The organism is Marinifilum sp. JC120, assembly GCA_004923195.1.
Taxonomy (GTDB): Bacteria; Desulfobacterota; Desulfovibrionia; order Desulfovibrionales; family Desulfovibrionaceae; genus Maridesulfovibrio.
The window spans coordinates 186,746-206,056 of record RDSB01000007.1 but is presented as its reverse complement, the minus strand read 5'-3'; the positions used below and the strand labels follow the sequence as shown (position 1 = coordinate 206,056).

At 47.7% G+C, this 19,311-nt stretch carries 14 protein-coding genes; 4 read left to right on the top strand and 10 right to left on the bottom strand.

Annotated elements, in window-relative coordinates:
• Positions 1 to 95 precede the first annotated feature (95 nt).
• Together D0S45_09280 and D0S45_09275 are read left to right on the top strand one after the other, a co-directional pair.
• Positions 96 to 815 (top strand): phosphorylase, encoded by a 720-nt coding sequence (locus D0S45_09280; GenBank protein ID TIH16593.1) that lies wholly within the window; start codon positions 96 to 98, stop codon positions 813 to 815.
• Between the two features lie 124 nt (positions 816 to 939).
• Positions 940 to 1,596 carry a hypothetical protein gene (locus D0S45_09275; protein ID TIH16592.1) on the top strand — a complete coding sequence of 219 codons (657 nt, stop codon included), beginning with the start codon at positions 940 to 942 and terminating at the stop codon, positions 1,594 to 1,596.
• Positions 1,597 to 1,669: 73 nt separating this feature from the next.
• On the opposite strand, the gene hpnH is transcribed toward D0S45_09275, so the two are convergent.
• The 5 genes from hpnH to D0S45_09250 all read right to left on the bottom strand — a co-directional run bounded on the left by hpnH (position 1,670) and on the right by D0S45_09250 (position 8,440).
• Positions 1,670 to 2,686, bottom strand: a complete 1,017-nt coding sequence (gene hpnH, locus D0S45_09270; GenBank protein ID TIH16591.1) for an adenosyl-hopene transferase HpnH — start codon at positions 2,684 to 2,686, stop codon at positions 1,670 to 1,672.
• Between the two features lie 39 nt (positions 2,687 to 2,725).
• Positions 2,726 to 3,445 carry a hypothetical protein gene (locus D0S45_09265; protein TIH16590.1) on the bottom strand — a complete coding sequence of 240 codons (720 nt, stop codon included), beginning with the start codon at positions 3,443 to 3,445 and terminating at the stop codon, positions 2,726 to 2,728.
• Positions 3,445 to 4,224, bottom strand: a complete 780-nt coding sequence (locus tag D0S45_09260) for a hypothetical protein (protein TIH16589.1) — start codon at positions 4,222 to 4,224, stop codon at positions 3,445 to 3,447. The genes D0S45_09265 and D0S45_09260 overlap by 1 nt, the downstream gene beginning before the upstream one ends.
• A gap of 3 nt (positions 4,225 to 4,227) precedes the next feature.
• Entirely contained in the window at positions 4,228 to 6,912 is a 2,685-nt protein-coding gene (locus tag D0S45_09255) for an RND transporter (protein ID TIH16588.1), read from the bottom strand.
• Between the two features lie 145 nt (positions 6,913 to 7,057).
• Positions 7,058 to 8,440 (bottom strand): aspartate aminotransferase family protein, encoded by a 1,383-nt coding sequence (locus D0S45_09250; protein TIH16587.1) that lies wholly within the window; start codon positions 8,438 to 8,440, stop codon positions 7,058 to 7,060.
• A gap of 207 nt (positions 8,441 to 8,647) precedes the next feature.
• Between D0S45_09250 and ispH the strand changes: the two genes are divergently transcribed.
• Positions 8,648 to 9,496, top strand: a complete 849-nt coding sequence (gene ispH, locus D0S45_09245; protein ID TIH16586.1) for a 4-hydroxy-3-methylbut-2-enyl diphosphate reductase — start codon at positions 8,648 to 8,650, stop codon at positions 9,494 to 9,496.
• Positions 9,497 to 9,574: 78 nt separating this feature from the next.
• Here ispH and D0S45_09240 read toward each other — a convergent pair whose 3' ends face one another.
• The 3 genes from D0S45_09240 to D0S45_09230 are packed head-to-tail and all read right to left on the bottom strand — an operon-like array spanning position 9,575 to position 14,411.
• A complete protein-coding gene (locus D0S45_09240; protein TIH16585.1) occupies positions 9,575 to 12,658 on the bottom strand; it encodes an efflux RND transporter permease subunit in 3,084 nt (1,027 codons plus the stop codon).
• Complete coding sequence (locus D0S45_09235; GenBank protein ID TIH16584.1) at positions 12,655 to 13,734, bottom strand: efflux RND transporter periplasmic adaptor subunit; 1,080 nt, start codon at positions 13,732 to 13,734, stop codon at positions 12,655 to 12,657. The genes D0S45_09240 and D0S45_09235 overlap by 4 nt, the downstream gene beginning before the upstream one ends.
• A gap of 2 nt (positions 13,735 to 13,736) precedes the next feature.
• The gene (locus D0S45_09230) at positions 13,737 to 14,411 is read right to left on the bottom strand and encodes a DUF1956 domain-containing protein (GenBank protein TIH16583.1); all 675 of its coding nucleotides are present in this window, start codon (positions 14,409 to 14,411) and stop codon (positions 13,737 to 13,739) included.
• 229 nt (positions 14,412 to 14,640) lie between these two features.
• Here D0S45_09230 and D0S45_09225 point away from each other — a divergent pair, with 229 nt between their 5' ends.
• The gene (locus tag D0S45_09225) at positions 14,641 to 15,171 is read left to right on the top strand and encodes a cysteine hydrolase (protein TIH16582.1); all 531 of its coding nucleotides are present in this window, start codon (positions 14,641 to 14,643) and stop codon (positions 15,169 to 15,171) included.
• A gap of 61 nt (positions 15,172 to 15,232) precedes the next feature.
• Here the strand turns inward: D0S45_09225 and D0S45_09220 are convergent, their stop codons facing one another.
• Both D0S45_09220 and D0S45_09215 read right to left on the bottom strand, forming a co-directional pair.
• Positions 15,233 to 17,401: a bifunctional (p)ppGpp synthetase/guanosine-3',5'-bis(diphosphate) 3'-pyrophosphohydrolase gene (locus D0S45_09220; GenBank protein ID TIH16581.1), complete on the bottom strand. Its 2,169-nt coding sequence runs from the start codon at positions 17,399 to 17,401 to the stop codon at positions 15,233 to 15,235.
• A 2-nt stretch (positions 17,402 to 17,403) separates the two neighbouring features.
• On the bottom strand, positions 17,404 to 19,068 hold the full coding sequence (locus D0S45_09215; protein ID TIH16580.1) for a peptide-binding protein: 1,665 nt from the start codon (positions 19,066 to 19,068) through the stop codon (positions 17,404 to 17,406).
• Between the last annotated feature and the right edge of the window lie 243 nt (positions 19,069 to 19,311).

The following is a 19,311-nucleotide window of genomic DNA, read 5'->3' as shown; positions in this document are numbered from 1 at the left end:
CAACATAATAAACAACAAGTTTGCAACAAATCGCAAACTTTACCCATCTCCATATCTGATCTATCCTCGACACAAGATCAATTTAAGGACAAACAATGAAATTAAAAAAACTCGCCATAATCGCGGCCATGGAACAGGAAGCACAGGCCATCTGCCCCGCCCCGCAGCATGAGACACTCGGCAAATATCAAATTCTTTCCGGCACGCTTAAAAACAAAGTTAGTTACCGATGCATAATTTCCGGGATCGGAACTACGCGGGCAGCCGAGGCAGCGGAACTACTTTGCGCAGAAAAGCCGGATTTAATTCTAAGTATTGGTGTTTCCGGGGGATTGGCAGCCGGGCTGGAAGCCGGAACCCTTGTTGCGGCCACCACCATTCATTCGGATATAGCGGGATTTGATTCTTGGTTTGAGGGAGAGGAAGATGCACTCATGCGTAGTGAACTGATCCCCTCCTGCGGCGAAATCCAATGCGGCAAACTGATAACTGCCGGAGAACCTCTACTCACGCCGCAAGATAAACTGTTCACTCATGAACGGACCGGGGCTTTGGCTGTGGATATGGAATCCATCTCCGTAGCTCAAGCTGCAAAACAAGCGGGAATCCCTTTCGGCTGTATCCGGGCAATCAGCGACGATTCAAAACGGGGCATCCCTCAAGAATCTCTGGCTGGCGTTGATGAATCAGGCAAAACGCAACTCGGCCCCATTCTCAAAGCCATCATGAAACGGCCCACTCTAATATTTGAATTGATCCCCATGGGGCGGGATTACTCAAAAGCTTTAAAAGCTTTGGGGAAGATATTGAATTAATTTTTTTAATGCAGAGCATAGTAAACTCTGCTTTTCGGCTTAGCGAACCAATTAATCTATCTAATTATATTGACATACACATACTACATAGATACACCAATTAAAACAAAAAAAGGGGTATCATATGAATAAGGCACTGTTTCTAATTCTACTTCTACTTGCAATCGCTTGCACAGGCTGTGTTGAGAAAAAAATCGCCACTCAAAACGCTTTTTACTCAACTCAGTCCCCATCATTAACAATAACATTCCCTGAAAACGTACAATTCATTGGCGAAGAATCACAAACAGTAAATAAAATACACCACAAGAGATACTACTACGCAGGAAAAGAAAAAACACATGGTGCTGATAGACTAAGTTTTTTCGAAATACAATCAATTCCGCCAAGGTATTATTGGGAACCAAAATATTTACCGACAGGATCAGGGCCATACACTAACATCTATACTAAAAATGTAGATGGAGAAAACTATTATTGCAGAACATTCGTAACCAACTCAGATATCGGTTATTATGCGGATTTTTATGAAAATCAAAAAATAATTTTACCTGAAGCAATTGATGTCATGGTCTGCACAAAAAAGATATCTGATACAAAAAAAGCTCTCTTTGCTTATATGCGTAAAGCTGACTTATCAAAATTCGATAATGCCTTTACTTACGACAGTTTTGACCCTGACGCATTGACTAGTGAGCAGATTCATTATTTTAAAGATGTAGACAAAGAACTGTCATCAGAAATTAACGTCAAAAAGTTCCAAGAAAGCGACCTGCAATAATTTATATCAAGATACAAAAAAAGCCCGCTGAAGCTAACTTCAGCGGGCTTTTTCAATTATCAATTTATACCTACTACTTTACGCTTACACCTTTCAACGCCAGCATAGCACCTTTGATGGGACGCTTTACGGAATCAGCAACTGCTGTGGGTTCGAAACCGCAATGGACCATGCAGTTTGCGCAGCGGGGATCGTTACCCACGCCGAACTTATCCCAATCAGTATCTTCCATAAGCTCTTTGTAGGAAGAAACAAAACCGTCTTCCAGCAGGTAGCAGGGACGCTGCCAGCCATGCACGGAACGGCAGGGGTTGCCCCACGGGGAGCATTTGTAATCGGGCTGGTTTCCGGCGAGAAAATCGAGATAAAAGCTGCTGTGGCTAAAATCCCAGTTCTTGCCTTTGCCGATGGTGAAAATTTCACGGAAAAGCTTTTCGCTCTGCGGACGGGTCAGGAAAGCATCCTGATCTTCAGCTGCTTCATAGCTGAAAGCAGAGGAAAGGGTCATACCGTCAACCTTGAGATCCATGAGGAAATCAAAAAAATCAGCAGCCTTTTCAGCAGTCTGACCGCCGAAAAGGGTGGTATTGGTGTTTACCCGGAATCCCTTGGACTTGAGCAACTTGATGGTCCTGACCGCAGAATCAAAAACACCCTGTTTGCATACAACCTTATCGTGAATCTCTGCGGGACCGTCCAAATGGAGGTTGAAAGTCAAGTAAGGGCTGGGTTTGAACTCGTGGATACGCTCGGGCATGAGAATACCATTGGTGCAGAGGTAAACGAATTTCTTACGCTTAACCAATTCGCTGACGATGGTCGGAATTTCTGGATGCAGCAGCGGCTCACCACCGGGAATGGAAACTATAGGCGCACCGCATTCTTCCACAGCATCAATGCATTCCTGTACGGAAAGACGCTTATTGAGAATTTCAGGCGGCTGGTTGACCTTACCGCAACCCTTGCAGCGCAAGTTGCACTGAAAAAGGGGTTCGAGCATGAGTACCAGCGGGTAATGTTTGTTACCCTTCAAGGTCTGAGTGAGAATATATTTACCGAGTCTAGCTACTTGAATTGCAGGAATTGCCAAGGTCTTAACCTCATTTCCGCCGCATGGGGGCGGGTTTTGTTATTCAGCGGCCTTTTTGCCCTCACAGGCTTTGACCAGCTTTTTACAGGAATCAACTTTTAATAATTTTGCATCAAAACAATTGCTTTGCAGGGCCTTGTCATAATGAGCACAGGCTTCCTCCACTTCATCATCTTCCAGTAATGCAGTTGCAAGACCAAGACGATTCATGGCAAAATCCGGTGCGATTTTAACGGCCTTTTCGTAATAATCCAAAGCATTATCCATATCCCCGATGCTGATTGGCGGAGACGGTGCTTTCAAATAAAGCTCACCCAGAAAACGATCCGGGCCTCCGTGATCAACCTCCGGGGAAAGTCTGGACGCTGCGAGTGCTTCTTGCTCCATCCGGCCCACAAGGTCAAGACCCTTCATGGGAGCAAACTGAGCCTCTTTAGCAATTAAATAAGCCAAAAGATAGTGGGCCAGACCGGATTGAGTATTTTTAGTCAGATATTTGTTCAGCTTTTCCTGAGAAGCTCTCGCGTAATCAGCAGTCTTAACCGCCCCGCTCTCAAGCAACCATGCAGAACAGGCCGCTCCCTGCAAGACATCCTTATCTTTAGAAGAACTGAAAAGAACTTCCGCCTGCGCCCGCGAGCAGGGCTTCCATAGCACCACCCCGTCCGCTTCATATTCATAAAGGGGAAGGTTGTATTGCGCAGAACAGCCGCAAATAAGTAGAACAGCCAGCAGGGGAAAAACCCGCAAAACAGCCATTAGCGCAAATCCTTATCAGCGGGCATAAAACCGGAAGTCTGTAACAGCTTAAGCAAATCCTTTGCAACCGGCTCCTTATCCATATCCAGCAACACAGCCTGAAGCCGGAAAGCGTCATCAGTTGTCTTGCCGAACCAGACCACCGGGCTGTTGGGGAGCTCGGGAGTAGTGTAAATAACTTTGGTCCCGGAATAACGATCTGAATCCTTGATCACTGAATACTGCACCGCATCAAGCACCACGCCGGAAACTTTGCCTTTGTTAACCTTGCGGAGCATACGCAAGGCCTTATGCGTACCTTCCAGTGTAAAATCAGCACTTTTTTTCCCATTAAAAAGAATTTCCATGGCCTGCGGAGCGTAAAGCATGGAACCATAAACAGTTCCGGTTACATTTTCCGGGGAATCAGGACCGGATGCAGGAACGATTAAACGCCAGACATCCTTTTCCATACCCTGTGGCATGGTCGAAGCCACAGGAGTCATGAGGAATTTAGTGGAATATGATTTGAAAAAGGTCAGCCCGCAGATAGCCCATGCGGACTTGTTTTTACCGAGATAAGCGAGGGCTGCGTTCAAATCATTGTAGTAAACTCCATTCACTTCCTCACCCAGTTTAGCAGATAGATACTTAGCCAATTCGTCCATGACTGGCTGCGCTTCAGCAGTGGTCCCTGGCTGTCCGGGTTGGATGATGGCAAAATCAAATCTTCCGGCCAAGGCAACAGAACTCAGGGTAAGGACAAGAACAAACGCAAATAAAATAACTTTTCTGAACATAAACTATTTTCCTTTAATCCTTTCAATCAGTCTGAACACGGCGGGCAGGACCACCATGCAACCCACAAGGCAGGTAGCAGAACCGGTAACCATAATCCCACCCAGCGAGGCAAGACCGCGATGGTGAGCCAACAGCAATCCGCCGAACCCGATCATGGTGGTGCAAAAACTAAGTCCCACAGCCACCGGGGTGCTGGTATGGTAGAGACGCTCCCCTGGGGAAAGCTCTTTCCAACGGGCCAGAAAATGAACTCCGCCGTCAACACCGATGGCGATAAGTACAGGAATAGCAAAGAAATTGGCTAAATTAAAGCTCAGTCCGGTAATTCCCATAACCTCCAGCAGCCAGAATATCCCGGCAAAAAGAGGAACAAGGGTCAAAAGCACATAAGCAATACTGAAAGAGCTGAGGAACAGAATTATTGAAACCAGAATGATAGTCAGTCCGGCAGCCTCAAGAAATGTCTCACGCATGAGCAGAGAAGATTCAAGGACCACCACCGGAACTCCGGTCACATTGGGATCAATCTTGCGCAGGTCGGCCACGAATTCGGTCAGTTTGTCAAAATCCCAGACATTTTCCACCGCGGAAATCTTGACCATGAAACTGCCGTCCTTGCCTACGTAAAGGGAGCGTAAATGCTCGGGCAGGTCATCCGGGGTAACGGACTGCACTTCCATAATCTCTTTAAGCCACGCAAAGGAGCTTGAAAGCTCACTGACCAACCGTGCCTGAAGCGGGGTCAGATTAACCGCATCCGCAGGGTTCTTCTCTAATATTTCAAGACAAGAATCCGCACGGTCAATAATGTCCGTAACCTGCTGTAATTCTTTTTTGGCCCCGGCAGAAAAAAGCTTTTCCTCAAGACCCTCAAGAGATTCAATCAGATTCTCAAGGGAAGCCGTCACTTCTGAGGGTACAAGATAGGAATTGCGGGCTTCAAGATTAATTCCTTGCAAAGCCTCAGCCTCGCCGCGCAAAATTTCAGCTTTTTCCTGCTGTCCTTCGGGAAGGAAATCAAGAATGGACTCAATACGCCCCACCGACGGAACCTGTTTAAGTTCTGCGATCAGAGATTTCACTGATTCAAGGTCCGGCCGGGTCATGACCGCAAACCATGTGGATTCATCGGAATCGTTGATCAACACATGTTCGTACTCAACGGATTCAAGACCTTCAGCTTGTAAATCCAACAGATTGTAATTGAATCCGGCTTTCTGGAATCCCGAAAAAGCCAACGCAGTTAACGCACCGAAAACAAGCAGCACAGTCACCGGACGGGAAATAATTTTTTCCATGAACGGCATGGTCGCCATACGCGGTTGGGAGGACGGAAACCAGTTGCGTCGTCCTGCGATAAGCATCATTGACGGCAGCACGGTAAGCATGGAGATCAAGCAAAAAATAATACCCGTTCCGCCCACAAGACCAAGCTCGGCTAAGCCCACAAATTCCTGTCCGAGTACAGCGTAAAAAGCACATACCGAAGTAATACCGCCCAGCAAAACTCCGGGACCGGTATGCATCAGAGCTTTCTCCACGGCCTCGTCCGGGGACAGGCCTGAAGCGGAGGCCTCAACATAACGCATAACAATATGGATACCGAAGTCCACTCCGATACCAACCAGCACAAGGGCGAAAACAATGGAGAGCAGATTCAGACTGCCCAGCGTCACCAGCGTAAACCCGAAGGTCCAGGCCATGGCGCAAAAAAGCGAGCCCATAACCAGCATGGGCCGCAGCCAGCCGTGCAGGATAAACATGAACATAAGTCCCACCACTACCACTGAAATGATGGCGGCGATGGTCATATCCTGATCCGTAGTGTGCATCTCATCAGCGGAAAGAACCGGACGTCCGGTGAGTCCAGCCTCTACTTCCGGGAATTCGGTACGTACTGTTTCAAGCGAAGAACGCACAAAATTCAGCGAAGGCCCGATCACATCCATAACCCGGAAATCCTTTTTGGGCAGAATGCGCATGATCAAAAGCTTGCCGTTGCGAGTGAAGAAATACTGAATTCCGGCCTTGTCCAGATCGAACACCGGAGCGTTCAAAGTTTCAAGAGCCGGACCGGAAACAAGAGAGGCCTGCATCTCGCTCACAAGATTATCCACTGCACCCATGAACGGACCGAACATTTCCGGATCAGCACCGCCGCCATTTTCACCGGAAAGTAGCCCTGCGGTCATGTCCAGAAAACGGGACAAACCCGGAGCCTCAAACCATTCCCGGCCCAACGGACCGAAATCACGGGCAAGGGTCACGAACTGGCGCAGCTCGTCCGGAGAAGCAAACATGAGCACCCCCGGCCCCATGTCACGGGCGGACATGGCGTAATGAACTTCCTTGACCAGATCAGGACGTTTTTTCAGCTTTGTGGCAAGTGTACCTGCAAACTTTGCAGCTTTCTGCTTACCAGCTTCACTGCCCCCGGTCTTGATGACCACAAACATATATTCCTGATCACCGAAATTTTTAATCTGCTCGATATTACGTTTCTGAAAAGGAAGATCGTGGGAAATGAGGTTATCCTGATCGCTGTCCAACTTAAGCCAAAGGGCGGAAGAAACAGCGCAGGCAGCAGCCAGCAAAACGGCGCAGATGACAATGGCTACAGGAGCCTTACGGACCAGCCCCCAAACGGAGCGGATGACTTTCTCTAAAACATTGTAAAAAATATTCACTTAAGCTCTGCCCGCTGCGGAAATAACGGCAGGGGTCTTTTTTTTAGTGACAGATAATTAAAGGAGGCAAACCATCATACATAGTACAGTTTGCCTCCCATAATTGCCACGATTTTCGGCCTTCCATCTTGGGAAGGAAATCCGGCTATGAAGTCTTAGCAGTACGGATTCCGAGGTCCTTCACGGTTTTCCAGGCGGACCCGGTAATCTTGTGCGCTTCTTTGAGCACATCATCCATGGCGGCGAGGAATTTATCCACATCCTCATCGTTGATCATCAGCGGAGGCAGAATTTTCACAGTATCAAGACCATGCCCGGCCACCTGACTAAGGATGTTGTGTTTTTCCAGCAGCGGCATGGTGATCATCTGGCAAAAAAGATCGTCATTCATCTTATGCAGCAGCTTCCAGCTGGCCTTAAGAGCCATGGATTTAGGCTCGCCGAACTGCATACCGATCATCAGTCCTTTGGCACGGACTTCGGTCAGCATTTCGTACTTATCGGCAAGCTTCTGCATCCCTTCTTCAATCCGCTGCCCCATTCTGGCTGCATTTTCAGCCAGATTCTCTTTCTCAAGAATCTCAATGGTTGCCAGTCCGGCTGCCATGGCCAAATCATTCTGGCCGAAGGTGTTGGAATGGGCAAAACAACGTTCCATGGAATCAAAAATCTTACCATGAATCTCACGGGTGGTGATGACTGCTCCAACAGGAATGTAACCGCCGGAAAGGGCCTTGGAAATAACCAGAATGTCAGGCTGCACACCCCAATGGTCAACAGCAAACATTTTCCCGGTCCGGCCCATACCACACTGAACTTCATCAGCGACCATGTAAGTTCCGTATTTGTCGCAAAGCTCACGCACACCTTCAAGATAACCGTCATCGGGCACGAAAACACCCTTGCCCTGCACGGTTTCAAAAATAAATGCGCCCACATCACCGCCCTTGAGGGCTTCTTCCAAAGCCTCAAGATCATTGAAAGGCACAGGTACACAGTCGGGCAAAAGCGGCTCGTTGCGATCCCTGAATTCCCGGTTGGCATTTACAGACAGTGAACCGAGAGTCAGCCCGTGAAAAGCGTGATGGCAATGGACCAGCTTATGCTTACCGCTGGCCTGACGGGCAAACTTCAATGCCCCTTCAACTCCTTCGGTACCGGAATTAGTGAAAAAAACAGCCTCGAGGTTACCGGGAGCAAGCTTAGCAAGCTTTTCAGCCAGCATGCCGGACATAACCCCAAGGTCCATCTGTACGATGCTGGCAGTTTTTTCGCCCATTACTTCCTTAAGTACATCGGCAACATATGGATGGTTGCGACCGATATTGTACACCCCGAATCCAGACAGAAAATCGAGCACCTTAACACCCTTGGCATCGGTGAGGTAAGCTCCCTCGGAAGAGACATAATTGCGGTCATATCCGATAACTTCAAGAACCCGCACAAACTGGGGATTCACATATTTACGATGCAATTCGTAAGCTTCAGCTTTTCTATTTCTATATTCTTTTACAATCTCAGAACTCATTCTAGTCTGCTCCAATTCATTCCGATTTTAACGGTCGAGATATTTTTTTTGTCGGAAAATACCCCCCTTCCCCTCTGTGGTCAATATCTTATCCAAATTCAGCTTGAACATGCGCATTGCCAAAGCAGATGATGAAATGTAATATCTTCAAATTATACCAAATCACAAAATATGCGGCCTGCGCCGCAAAATATATGGAGGCCGTAAATGGTTGAAGTTATCAGGGCTGAGACAGCCGGTTTCTGCATGGGCGTAGACCTTGCCCTTAACAAACTGGATTCCCTCATTGAAAAAGACGAAGATAGGAAAATATACATTTTAGGACCGATCATCCACAATCCACAGGTCCTTGAAGATTATGAAAAACAAGGCGTAGTCACCGCCAAGACCCCGGAAGACGTTCCTGATGGCGCATACGTTGTAATCCGTGCCCATGGCATACCCAAGGCAGTGGAAGAAGACCTGCGCCAACGCGGAGTGAACGTCATTGACGCCACCTGCCCCAAAGTCAAGAAAGCCCAGTTGCTTATCCAGCGCAACACCGAAGATGACCGCGTGCTGCTCCTTTACGGTGAAGACAGCCACCCGGAAGTAAAAGGGCTGCTCAGCTACGGCCCCGCAGGACCGCACCTTTTTGACTCCCTTGAGGAACTTCAGGCCATTGATTTGGACCCGAACCAAAAATATTGTCTTGCGGCCCAGACCACACAGGACCGCGTCATATACGAAGATTGTATCAACTACCTTGAAAGCAAAGGGATTGACTTTGTAACCCTTAAAACCATTTGCGATGCTACTCGTCAGCGTCAGGACGAAGCAATTTCCCTTTCTGAAAAAGTGGATCACATGATCGTTGTAGGTGGCCGTATCTCCGGCAACACCCGCCGCCTCGTGCAGGTTGTTGAAACCGCTGGCACTAAGTGTACCCACGTTGAAATCGCCGATGAGCTTCCCCTTACCGAGCTAAAATCTTTGAACAAAATAGGCCTCACCGCCGGAGCCTCTACCCCCAAACATCTGGTGGACGCTATCCAGAAGATTCTGGAAGATCTGTAAAATTATTCTGATCCCAAAAGAAAAGTCCCGCAACTCGTTCAGGAGTTGCGGGACTTTTAATTCATATTTTCTTATTTCTTACACATCACTACCCTGCTTAACCACATCCTGATTCCATTCATATTTCTTAAAATTCTGTTTAAAAAAAAGTGAATAGAGGACCGGGCAAAGGATCAAGGTCAACACGGTGGCGAACATGAGGCCGGACATAATGCAGTTAGCCATGGGCCGCCACATTTCCCCGCCCTGCAATGAGAGTGGAACCATACCGATGATGGTTGTGGTTGCGGTCATGATGATCGGTCTTGCTCGTTCAAGGGAGGCCAATACAATGGAATTATCCAGAGTCAGTCCCCGCCCGCGCAGGATTTCAATGCGGTCAATGAGCATAATGGCGTTGTTGACGATAATCCCCAGCAGACTGATCATTCCCAGCATGGGCATGAACCCGAAAGGCGAATTGGTCAGGATCATTCCCGGCGTAATACCGCACATCATGGGCGGCAAGGTCAGCAAAATGATCAGCGGACGCCTGAAGGAGTTGAATTGGAAGATTAGGACCAACACCAAAAGTCCCATAGCAAGGGGCATGTTGGCATTAATGGCATCCTGACTTTCCTGACTCTTTTCAAACTCACCGCCATAGGCCACGGAATAACCCACCGGCCAATTGTCTGACTGCATCATTTTATTAATTTCAGGACGCACCGCATCAAGAGTCTGCATAGCAAAGTAGCCGCCAAAGAGATCGGCTTTAACTGTCATAGTCCGGGTCTGGTCCCTGCGGCGGATGTCAGAGGGCTGCCAGACCAGTTCAGATGATGCGATCTGACTCAGCGGAACATTTTTCTGAGCCTGATAGGAATAGACATTCAGACTTTCCAGCTTGTCCAGACGGTCACGAAAATCTCCCTCGGTCCGCAACATGATGGGAATATTGGTATCCCCGTCGCGGTAAGTGGAAGCCTGATAACCACTCATACTTGATTGCAGGCTGAGTGCCACATCGGAACTGGTCAGTCCGGCCTGACGGGCCTTGTCCTGATCCACGTTCACTTCCATTTTCTTGGTCCACTGCCCCCAGTCATCCCAGACCCGGGCTACGCCGGGCGTCTTGTCCAACAAAGCGACAACCTTATCACGCAGATGATAAAGAGTTTTCTGGTCCGGACCGGAAATACGGATCTGTACCGGAGCACCTACCGGGGGACCATTCATCAACTTTTTAAGACTGAAATCGGCACCGGGAAACTCGGCCTTGAGTTCATTACGGGTACGTTCAATAACTTCATCGGTAGCTTCAACGCTTTCGGTATTAACTACAAAAGTGGCGAGGTTGTCATTACGCTGCTCAAGGTTGAGCGGCAGATACCAGCGCGGCCCGCCGTGACCGATAAATGTTCCCACACTCTCCACGCCTTTGTCAGCGAGCAGAAACTGCTCAAGCTTGCCGACTTCATCAGCAGTGGAAGTGATATCGGTTCCGAAGGGCTGCCAGAAATCAATGGTGAACTGGGCACGCTCGTTAGGTGGAAAGAACATCTTGGGCACAAACTGGAATCCCCAGAAAGCGGCCATGCAGCCGATAAGCACCACCGCAAGGAAACTAGGACGATGCCGCAGGCAAAAGAGCAGCATAGAGCGATAAATACGGTACATGCGGCTGGAAAAAGTCTGGATCACGACCTTGGGCTTAAGCACGTAGTAGCAGAGCATAGGCACCATGGACATGGACAATCCCCATGAACAAAGCAGGGTCAGACTGACCACAACAAACAAAGAAAAGCAGTATTCCCCGGTAGTATTCTCTGCAAGAGGGATAGGCAAAAAAGCGAATACGGTAGTCAGAGATGCAGCCAAAAGAGGCATCCACAATTCTGAAACCGCTCCCACAACAGCCTTTAAACGCTCCTCCCCGGAGGCAAGTCGAACAAGAATAGCCTCTGAAACAACTACCCCGTTATCAACCAGAATACCCAGCGCGATAATCAGCGAAGCAATGGAGATTCGTTGCAAATCCACATCAAAAAGGGGCATCAAACCGAGGCAGGCAAGCATGGCCATAGGCACAAGCGAACCAGCGACAAGTCCGGTTTTGAATCCTGCGAAGATCAAAATAACAAAAACTACAAATATAAATGATTCAAGCAGGTTGATCATAAAATCAGTAACTGCTGTATCAACATAATCCGGCTGATAGACAACCACGTTGTATTCCATGCCGTGGTAAAGATCTTTGGAAAGTTTTTCCAACTTGGCGGAAACCAGTTCGCCCACTTCCATGATGTTGTTGCCGTCTGCCATGGAAATAGCCAGCATGAGGCATGGCTCACCATCATAACGGGCCATGACTCCCGGAGGATCGGCAAAGCCGCGGGTGATCTTGGTCACATCGGAAAGTTTGAGTGAGGATTTCATACCCTCAATACGCAGAGACATATCTCGGATATCGTCAACAGACTTGAATTCCCCGGTAGGCTCAATATAAATACGCTCCGGTCCGACCTTAGCCGACCCACTGGGGCGGATCATATTCTGCTGACTGAGCATCTGGGCCAGTGCAAAGGGAGTAATCCCCGCCGCAGCCATGCGCGAATTGGAAAAATCAACAAAAACCCGCTCATCCTGCAATCCCCAACGGTCAACCTTGCCTACGCTGGGGATAGAAAGCAATTCATCGCGAGTATAGTCGGCAACGTCTTTTAATTCGCGGTAGCTGAATCCATCCCCGGTCAGGGCGACCACAATGCCGAAAACATCCCCGAATTCATCGTTAACCACAGGCTCGTAAGCTTCGGCTGGCAGAGTCTTCTTGGCATCAAGCACCTTGTTGCGCAGACGTTGCCAGATAGGGGTCATGTTTTTCTGGTTATCCTGAAATTCGACCTCAATGATGGACAACCCGGTCATGGATTGGGATTTGACGGTTTTGATAACGTCAATTTCCCTGATTTTTTCTTCCAGCTTATCAGTAACCAGTTCCTCCACCCTTTGCGGTGAGGCACCGGGAAAAACCGTGCTGATAACAGCGGTACGGATTGTAAAATCAGGATCTTCAGATTTTGCAATGCTGAAAAAGGTGGAGACACCTGCAAAAGCAATCAGCACAAAGAGCGCAATGGAAGTCCTGTTATTTTCTATGCACCATCTGGCAAGATTCACGACAGCCCCCCGACATTGCGTACCCTCAAACCATTTTTAAGTGAGTGCACACCACGAGTGACTACAGTTTCGCCGGACTTAAGACCGCTCTTTATCAAGACACCCTTGGAAGAAATGGAGCCAACCTCAACATCACGACGCTTGACCACTGAACCTTCTTCAACAATCCAGACATGATTGCTGCCATCAGGATTGCCGACAATGGCTGAGGGAGCCACAAAAACGTTTGAACTGATAGAACGTCCGGAAAATCTTACATTACCGGACATGCCGCTGCGGACAATCTGATCGGAATTATCAAGATATACTTTTACCGGATAGGAAGAACCTTCATTTGTTCCAATCCCCACTTCCATGATTACGCCCTTCATGACTTTCCCGGGCAAAGCATCAAAGGTGACCTGAACTTTCTCACCTTCGCTGACTGAAGAAATGAGCGTGTCGGGCAGGGAGATATACATCTTCATCTGCTTCCCGGCATTAAAACCTATTACTTTCTGACCGGACTGCACGTTTTGGTGCACATTCACAGCAACCGTACCGACCCAGCCGTCAAAAGGAGCCTTGAGCGTAGTGTAACGCAAACGCTTGCGGGCAATATCAAGTTTCTTAGCTGAAGCATTAAGCTGAGCCTGATAGGATTTAAAATCCGCATCCGACTGATCAAGCTCAGACTTGGAAACAACCTTGCGTTCGAAAAGCTGGCTGACACGCTTTACGTCTGCCTTGGCACGTACGTAATTTGCGCGGACCTGCTCCAGATTAGACTCAGCCTGGCGAACCTCAAGCTCGTAATCGGCAGGGTCCAAACGGGCAAGAATCTCACCGGACCGGAATTTGCGGCCAATCTGGTCTCCGGGAAAAGAAACAATCTTTCCGCCCACGCGGAAAGAAAGGTCGGACTGTAAAGCATCCTCAGCAGTACCTGAAAAAACCCACTGCCTGCCGGAAGCTCCTTCACCCACCTTCATGGTCTTTACCGGACGCAGAATTTCCTGCACCGGAACAGGCTTTTCCTTGCAGCCGATCAAAGCAAAACCGAGGACCAATATAGTAACTAATATTATTTTTTTCATCGCTATTCCTCACGGCAGCCGACAAAATCGACAACCCTTTTGCATAAAATTTCAGTAATTTGATCCAAACGTTCAGGAGTAATTTCATCCCAGCCCATTCTGTCCAGAAAAGCTTTCGGATGAACAAATTTCAATACAATCCCTATCAGAGAAAGTCCTGTAAGCAGAATTTCTGTCTGCGAAGTGTCTTCAGGCATCACACATTTAAGCAGGGCTTCCATGGAATCCCAGCTGGGAGAAAAAAATTCTTTCTCAAGAAGAGCATATGATTCACTGGGAGCGGCCAGTTCACGGTTGATCAACATCGCTCCCCAGACCGAAGCCGGATTACCGATCATTCCGATCATTGCCTCCCTGAAGTACCATGAAACTAACTCGGACTTGCTGAGCTTTCCATTGCTATGGTTATCCACCTGCTTACAAACGGCATCCAGACCGGGCATAACCTCATCGCGAACTGAAATAATTTCAGAAAGCACAGCTTCATAAAGCCCCTGCTTACCCCCGAAATGATAGCCCACCGTAGCCAGATTAACTTCAGCCTCAGCAGCAAGGTTGCGCATGCTCACACCGTTGAAACCGTTCATGGCGAAAAGGCGCAAGCCAACTTCAATAAGCTTCTGACGGGTCTCTTCACCGCGCGCCTTATTTGTCTTTCCCTTGGGATGTTGTGTCATATTTATACCTCTCAACTGAGATTTTTCATTCTTTACGAAGCTAAAAATATACACAGCCCTGCACAAAGTCAAACGTTTGTTTAAATTAGTCGTTTAAAACTTTCGTATGTTCATTTTTTTACCGGAAAGCCTTAAAGCGCAACGGTACACAGAGCTTCCCATCTCCTTAAAAATAAACTAAAAATCACATGAACTCAGTTTTAAAACCAGCAAAGCGGCAGGAATAAACATGAAAGCACTACTGATCATAGATATGCAAAAATCATTGTTTGCAGCGGGGAATCGCTATGATGCTGACGGAGCAATCAGCAGAATCAATTTGCTTATAGAAAAAGCACGAGCGGAAAAACTTCCGTTAATATTTATCCGCCACAATAGTGATGAAGATGCCCTTTCGATAAACACCGAAGGATGGCAAATACTGGATGAGCTGGATTTCAGGTCCGATGATATAACTATAGAAAAGACCTGCTGCGATTCATTCTGCAATACTGATCTTGCAGAAAAACTGAATGATGCGCATGTAGACGAATTGATCCTCACCGGATGCTGCACGGATTTCTGCATCGACTCCACCGTCAGGCAAGCCGCAAGTATGGGCTACAAAGTGATAGTAGCTTCCGACGCACACACAACAGCAGACAAGCCTTATCTTGATGCAAAAACAATCATTAAGCACCACAACTTCGTCTGGTCGGAATTATACAGCCCGCACCTGATTGAGGTTATACCCACAGAAATGATTCTTACCGATATTTAAACGAAAAACTCCCGCCGAACCAAGTTCAGCGGGAGCTATTTACTGTGTAACGCGAAGCGTACTAGCTAAGTCTAGTAGCCTCCAACACATTCTCAATGGTCTTAAGCTTGTTCAAAGAACGGTGCAGATGTCCGAGATCGGTGACTTCCACGGTGAATTCCAGCACGGAACTTCCGTCAAGATCAGACTTGAATTCACCGGAATCGATATTCACATCCATCTCCGTAAGCACGGTACTAATCTTTGCAAGCATACCTTTGCTGTTGCGACAACGGATACGAATCTGAGCCGGGTGCTGTGATTCTTCCTGACCTCCGGTCCATGAAACATTGAGCAGCCTTTCTTCTTCAAGACTCTTGATATTGGGGCAGGTTGCGGAATGGATAACCACCCCACGCCCGCGGCTGATGTAACCGATAATCGGCTCACCCGGAAGCGGGGTACAGCAGCCCGCAAAGCGAATCAGAACATTATCTACGCCCTCAATATCAATAGAGCTGGCTGCGGCCCCTTTGGCCTTATCCTCGGCACTCTCATGGTGCGGATCAGGCTTTTGCTCTTCCTCAGTGCCTTCAATCTCATTGATAACAGCATAAAGGCGACCCAGAACCTTGCGCGGGGTAATCCTTGAATAACCAATATTGGAAAGCAGATCGTCCACATGACCGAAATTAAATTCATCGGCGAGCATGACGAAATAACCGTCTTTCATAGCCTTGGCCACATTAAGATTCATGCGGCGGCCTTCCTTCTCAAGCATTTCCTTGGCAAGGATGATGGAACGGGTCCTCTCTTCAGTGCGGATGTAATGCTTAATACGGGTCCGGGCCTTGGCGGTTTTTACAAACTTAAGCCAATCGCGACTGGGCTTGCGGTTCTTGTCAGTAATAACCTCAATGGTATCACCATTCTTAAGTACTGAGTTAAGCGTAACCAGCCGCCCGTTAACCTTGGCTCCGGTACAGTGGTTACCAACCTCAGTATGAATGGAATAAGCGAAATCCACCGGAGTTGCCCCATCGGGAAGCTCTTTAATTTCTCCGCCTGGAGTGAAAACGTAAACTTCGTCATTGAAAAGGTCGAAACGGAGCGAAGCCATGAATTCGCGGGGATCTTCAAGCTCACGCTGCCAATCCATGATCTGCCTAAGCCATGAAAAACGTTCAGCATCGCGATTCTGTTTAGCGTCGCTTTTACCGGATTCTTTGTACTGCCAGTGGGCGGCAACACCATACTCCGCAACCTGCTGCATCTCTTCGGTCCTGATCTGGATCTCGATGCGCTCACCTTCCGGGCCGATGACCGTGGTGTGCAGGGACTGGTACATGTTGGCCTTGGGAATGGAAATATAATCCTTGAACTTACCGGATACGGGCTTCCACATGGAATGGACCAGACCAAGCACGGAATAACAGTCCTTCACAGAGTCGACAATTACCCGGAAAGCAATGATATCATGAACCTGATCAAGACTCAGATTCTGCCGCTGCATCTTCTTGTGGATGCTGTATTTATGCTTGGTACGCCCGTAAATGGTTCCTTTAAGCTCATTGTTATCAAGTATCCCGTTCAGCAGCCCGATGACGTTATCCACATATTCTTTACCAATGGTGTGCTGGCGTTCCAATCCGTCGGTAATATCCTGATAAACATCCGGCTTGAGATAAAAAAGACAGAGATCCTCAAGATCGCGCTTAACCATGTACAGCCCCAGCCTGTTGGCAAGGGGGGAGTAAATATCCATGGTTTCCTGTGCGATAAGCAACTGCTTGTAATTCTTCTGAAAATCGAGGGTGCGCATGTTGTGCAGACGGTCGGCCAGCTTAACCATGAGCACACGGATATCCTCAGCCATGGCAAGAATCATCTTACGGATATTCTCAGCCTTGGCGATGGCCTTGGATTCAAAGTCCATCATGCTGATCTTGGTCACACCGTCAACAATATCAGCCACCTCTTCCCCGAAAAGATCAGCGATCTCATCGATGGTGGTGTCGGTATCTTCGACAGTATCATGCAAAAGCCCTGCGGCCACTGTGGGTTCATCAAGACGCATGTCAGCCAAAATCTTGGCTACATGCAACGGATGAGCAAGGTAAGGCTCGCCGGAAAGGCGCACCTGTCCCTCGTGAGCCCGTGCGGAAAATACATAAGCCCTCTGGATCAAGTCCAGATCAGGATCATCAATATAGGAACTGACAACGTCAGTGATTTCGTTAATGCGTATCATAATTACTGCTGTAAACTCTGTTTCGTCTGTAACGGTGCAGGAATCCACCACTCGTTGGCATTATAGTCCAACCCTGCGGGTTCCACCTTCAATCCCTTGATTCTGCTGCTGAAAATAGGCAGGGACATAGGAACATAAAGAAAACAATAAGGCTGCTCTTCATGCATTATTTCCTGAATGCGGTCATAAATGACCTTACGTTCCTTCTGATCCAGAGTGGAACGCCCCTTTTCAAGCAACTCGTCAAGCTCACTATTCTTGTACTTGATGAAATTCAGTCCGCCGTTTGCGGCTTTGGATGAATGCCAGACAGTATAACTATCAGGATCCTGCAAGATGTTCCAACTGAGAATAGTCGCGTCAAAACGGCCTTTTAAAATAAAATCCTTAAGAAAAGCCGCCCACTCCACTGTCCTGATCTTAACTTCGATTCCGATCCCCTTCAAACGATTTTGAATAATTGTTGCAGCCTTAATACGCAAGGAATTTCCCTGATTAGTAAGAATAGTAAATGAAAACGGCCTACCTTCACGATCAAGGAGTCCATCGCCATCACTATCCGACCACCCAGCTTCCTTGAGAAGGGCTTTTGCTTTCTCCGGTTGGTAACCGTAGGGTTTGAGCTTATCGTTGAACACCCATGTCCCCGGCTTGTAAGGCCCCATGGCCGGATAGCCCATTCCAAGCAGCACGCCTTTTACTATCTCCTCTTTATCCACCGCATAATTAATCGCCCTACGGACCCGCACATCACTAAAAAAAGGACTTTCCATATTAAACCCGAGATAGGTGTAGGAAAAGGAAAGATACTTGAATTTCTGAAAATCACGTTCCCAATTTCCACCTTTAGTCTGAAAAGAGTACTGCTGCGGGGTCAAACTCATATCATCAAGACTGCCGCTCTTGAGCTCCATGAACTGAGTGGAAAGATCAGGAATGATCCGGTAAACCAATTCGTCAATGTAGGGGCGCCCTTCAAAATAATCCTCATTGGCTTCAAGCACCAGCCTGCGACCGGACACCCACTCCTTGAGTTTGTAAGGACCAGCCCCTATAGGATTACGCCTGTACTTGGTGGTGTTCAGATCTTCGCCTTCAAGAACGTGTTTAGGCAGGATATGCGAGGCCCATGTAATCAATGAGCGGGCAAAAACTTTATCATAGCGAACCTCAAAGGTATATTTTCCAGTCCTTTTAAATTCCATTATATTTTTAAAATCCCCGGCATAAGCGGTAGGAGTGTCTGGATCAATCATCAAATTATATGTAAATTCAACATCTTCAGCCGTCAGGGGCTGACCGTCAAACCACTTGATATCCTCACGCAGCTTGAATTTAAACAGTTTACCGCCCTCAAGCACCTCGAAAGATTCAGCCGCGTATGGAACAAGCTCAATATCTTTGTTGTATTTAAGCGGAGAAACGAATATCTTGCTGGCGGCCGCGTGACTCGCGGAGTCTGTAGACAAAGTTGAAATAAGACACATGGGTTCGGCAAGGTAAGGTTCCCTGAATCTTCCTCCATGAACCGGCTTGGATTCGGAAACCTCTTTAACTGGCACAGCAGCCGCAATCTGCTTTGCATTGTCAGCCCCCTCTTCCGGACCGCAGGCCGGGAGCAAGGCCAGAAATGACATTACAACAAAGACATAAATCAATCTGTTCATGTTAACCTTATTTTTTAGAATAAAAATCTTCCATTAAGCCGACTACATTGATAATATATTCAGTATGGACTATTGTTGAATAAAAGCCAAGCAACTGACTGTTACTGATTGACCGAAATCGCTTTTTACTTTACGGATTCAGCGAAAGCGATTTAACGCTAATTATTTTGTATAACAAGACACTCTTTTCAATATAAGATATAATTAACTAAGGAAAGTTACAGTTCTGGGGAAAACATAATC